This window comes from Arthrobacter sp. Br18, assembly GCF_000520555.1.
Classification (GTDB): Bacteria; Actinomycetota; Actinomycetes; order Actinomycetales; family Micrococcaceae; genus Arthrobacter_D.
This window is the reverse complement of sequence record NZ_KI914864.1, coordinates 38,786-42,434: the sequence shown is the minus strand read 5'-3', so window position 1 is coordinate 42,434 and position 3,649 is coordinate 38,786. Positions and strand designations below refer to the sequence as shown.

General features: G+C 66.0%; 4 protein-coding genes and 1 pseudogene. 1 reads left to right on the top strand and 4 read right to left on the bottom strand.

From position 1 onward, the window contains the following. The coding region (locus Y704_RS0109955) for an IS1380 family transposase (RefSeq protein ID WP_026550014.1) at positions 1-389 on the top strand (389 nt) is incomplete at its 5' end. A gap of 186 nt (positions 390-575) precedes the next feature. Here the strand turns inward: Y704_RS0109955 and Y704_RS0109950 are convergent. The 4 genes and pseudogenes from Y704_RS0109950 to Y704_RS25230 all read right to left on the bottom strand — a co-directional run bounded on the left by Y704_RS0109950 (position 576) and on the right by Y704_RS25230 (position 3,640). Then, the gene (locus tag Y704_RS0109950; protein ID WP_026550013.1) at positions 576-1,559 is read right to left on the bottom strand and encodes an ABC transporter permease; all 984 of its coding nucleotides are present in this window, start codon (positions 1,557-1,559) and stop codon (positions 576-578) included. Continuing rightward, positions 1,552-3,087: a sugar ABC transporter ATP-binding protein gene (locus Y704_RS0109945; RefSeq protein ID WP_026550012.1), complete on the bottom strand. Its 1,536-nt coding sequence runs from the start codon at positions 3,085-3,087 to the stop codon at positions 1,552-1,554. Before Y704_RS0109945 ends, Y704_RS0109950 begins: the two co-directional genes overlap by 8 nt. After that, positions 3,084-3,455 (bottom strand): annotated as a pseudogene (locus Y704_RS25235) (substrate-binding domain-containing protein); the annotation flags it as partial. The gene Y704_RS0109945 and the pseudogene Y704_RS25235, both read right to left, overlap by 4 nt. Beyond that, positions 3,350-3,640 carry a substrate-binding domain-containing protein gene (locus tag Y704_RS25230; protein ID WP_343212835.1) on the bottom strand — a complete coding sequence of 97 codons (291 nt, stop codon included), beginning with the start codon at positions 3,638-3,640 and terminating at the stop codon, positions 3,350-3,352. The pseudogene Y704_RS25235 and the gene Y704_RS25230, both read right to left, overlap by 106 nt. Positions 3,641-3,649: the final 9 nt, after the last annotated feature.

Below are 3,649 nucleotides of genomic sequence, written 5' to 3'. Positions count from 1 at the left end.
ATACCGCGCTGGCCACCAACCAGGAGCACGGGCAACTGGCGGACCTGGAAGTCCGGCACCGGTTACGTGCCCGCTGCGAGGACCGGATCCGTAACGCCAAGGACACCGGGCTGGCGAATCTGCCCTTGCACTCATTTGCGGCGAACACGCTTTGGTGCCACCTGGTGATGCTCGCCTCCGAACTCATGGCCTGGGCTCAGATGCTCGCGCTCCACGGCACGAAAGCCAGACAGTGGGAACCGAAAAGACTCCGGGCGAGGATCTTCGAAATCGCCGGCAGGATAAGCTCCCACGCCCGAAGGCTGACCGTTCACCTCGCATCCGCCGCACCCGAGACCGGACTGCTCCTCAAAGCCCTCACACGCCTCAACACCCTTACCCCGCCATAAAAGTTACGAGGAGCACATCATGACCCGATCAGGAGAACCAGCCGCTCTGTGATGGACGTGGAACCATCACCGACAACCGCCAACGGTCAGCGGCAACACTGTCGTACCCACATGCCACAATCGACACCGTCAGGCAGCCAGTAAGCCCCGACCACACCGGGAACCACGCCTGATGAAAGATCGAGGCTAATGGGGTGCGTTCTTGCGGCGCAGGGAGTCGATGCCGACGGCGACGGCGATCACCACGCCGATGACCACCTGCTGCCAGAAGGAGGAGACGTTCAGCAGGTTCAGACCGTTGCGGATGACCACCAGGACCAGCGCGCCGACCAGCGTTCCGCTGATGCGGCCGACGCCGCCCGCCAGCGAGGCACCACCAATGACGACGGCGGCGATCGCGTCCAGCTCGTAGCCCGCCGCGGCCTGCGGCTGGGCGGAGTCGAGCCGTCCGGAGAGCAGCAGGCCGGCCAGCGCCGCGAACAGCCCGGACAGGGCGAACACCGTGACCAGCACCCTGCGGACGGGGACGCCGGAGAGGCGCGCCGCTTCGGTGTTGCCGCCCACCGCGTACATGTAGCGGCCCATGACGGTGAAGTTGAGGATGAGCGCGGCGACGGTCCCGGCGATCACCAGCACCACGATCGGCATCGGAAGAACTCCGAGGTCGCCGCCGAGGAAGGACACCTCCGGCGCCGTCGGAATGGGCCGGCCGTCGGAGATCACCAGGGTCAGGCCGCGGGCAACGCTGAGCATGGCCAGCGTAGCGATGAAGGACGGCAGTCTCCCGTAGGCGACGGCGAACCCGCTGACCGCACCGCTCAGGGTGCCGATGAGCAGACCCCCGACGACGGCAAGCCACCCCGGAAGTGAGGCCTGCGAGAAGATCCATGCCGAGCCCATCGCAGACAGCGCCGCGACCGAGCCCACCGACAGGTCGATGCCGGCTGCCACGATGACGAAGGTCAGCCCGAACGCCAGCACCGCGATCACGGACGCCTGAATGCCGATATTGAGCAGGTTCGGTCCGGTGAGGAAATCCGGAGTTGCAATGAAGAGGGCCAGTCCGAGGACGAACAGACCGACGAGCGCGCCATTGTCCGCGAGGAACTTCCTCACCGGCGACACGCCCGCCGCCTTCTTCGGCGCGGTGGCGGTTGCAACCTTATTCATGACCGTCCTCCATCAATTTGTCTTCGAGATCGCGCTGCACATCGCGCACCGCCAGCATCATCACTGCGTCCTGGGTGACGTCGCCGCCCGCCAGTTCGCCGGAAATATGTCCGCCGCTCATCACCAGGATCCTGTCGCTCATGCCGAGCACCTCGGGGAGTTCGCTGGATACCATGACGACGGCGCCGCCGGCGGCGGTGATCGCGTTCATGAGTTCATAGATTTCGACTTTCGCCCCGACGTCGACGCCGCGGGTCGGCTCGTCGAGCAGCAGCACGGAAGAGTTCGTGACGATCCAGCGGGCGAACACCGTCTTCTGCTGGTTACCGCCGGAGAGGGAGCCCACCGGTTGGTCGAGGTTCTGCATCCGGATGCGCAGCTTGTCGGCGACGTCCTGGGCGCGCTTGCGCTGTCCGCGGCGGTCCACGAGGCCGGACTTCGCCGTCGCCGCCAGTGTTGCGTAGCCGATGTTCTCGTTCACCGGAGCGCCGAGCACCAGCCCGTGCGCCTTCCGGTCTTCGGGGACATGCCCGACCCCGGCACGGATCGCTGCGCCGATGCTGGACTTAGGCAACTCCTTGCCGCGCACGTGGACAGTGCCGTTGACGTAGGGGTCGACGCCGGCGATGGCGCGAAGCACTTCGGTACGCCCGGCGCCCATCAGCCCGGCCAGGCCGACGATTTCGCCTGCCTTCACCGAGAAGGAGACGTCGTTGATGAGTCCCTTCGTGGAGAGGCCATTCACTTCGAGGAGGGTGTCGGCGGGGCCGTCGTAGTCGCGGCGGCGGGGGAACTGCTGCTCGATGGAGCGGCCGACCATGAGCCGGACGAGTTCGTCCTCGGAGGTGTCCGCGGGCACTTCGGCGACGAATTCGCCGTCGCGCAGGACAGAGACGGAGTTGCCGATCGCTGCAATCTCGTCGAGGTGGTGTGAGATGAAGACCATGCCGACACCACGGGAACGCAGGTCCTCGACGACGGCGAAAAGGGCGGTGATCTCGCGTTTGGTGAGTGCCGCCGTCGGCTCGTCCAGGATGAGCATCCGTGCCTCGAGGCTGAGCGCCTTGGCGATTTCGACGAGTTGCTGGCGGGCGATGCCGAGCTCGCCGACCTTATGGTCGACGTCGATATGGAGGCCGATTCTGTCGAGTGCCGCCTTCGCGGTGTTGCGCATGGTGCGCCGGTCCACCAGGCCAAAGCGGCGGGGGAACCTGCCCATGCAGATGTTCTCGGCGACGGTCATGGACCCGACGAGGTTCAGTTCCTGGTGGATGGTGGCGATGCCGAGGGCTTCCGAGGCGTTGGTATCGGCGAGGCGTACCTTCTCGCCGTCCACGAGGATGCGGCCGCCGTCGGGCTGGTGCACGCCGGCCATCATCTTGATGAGCGTGGACTTGCCGGCGCCGTTCTCACCGAGGAGCACCTGCACCTTGCCGGGGTAGACATTGACCGTCACGCCTTTGATGACCGTCACCGGCCCGAAGGATTTGGTGACGTTGTCCAACGTCAGGATGGGATTGTCGGTCACAGTGCTGTACCTCCTGGGATGGGCGGAGTCGAGCCACGGATGACGAGCCGGCTGGGCAGAATCACGGAGGCGGGTGTTTCGCCGGCGATGACCTGCGTGAGGAGGTCGACGGCGAGGCGTCCCATGGCGTTGACGTCGTGCGCGATCACGGTGAGGGCGGGGTTGAGGAGGGTGAAGGCTTCGATGTCGTCGTAGGCGACGAATGCGATGTCCCTGCCGATGCTGACGCCGCGTTCGTTGCAGACGGCAATAGCGCCGATGCTCATGAGGCTGTCCGCGGCGAGCAGCGCGGTGGGGGGTTCGGGAATTCCCAGGAGGTGGCGGGCACCCGGGAGGCGGGTGTTTCGCCGGCGATGACCTGCGTGAGGAGGTCGACGGCGAGGCGTCCCATGGCGTTGACGTCGTGCGCGATCACGGTGAGGGCGGGGTTGAGGAGGGTGAAGGCTTCGATGTCGTCGTAGGCGACGAATGCGATGTCCCTGCCGATGCTGACGCCGCGTTCGTTGCAGACGGCAATAGCGCCGATGCTCATGAGGCTGTCCGCGGCGAGCAGCGCGGTGGG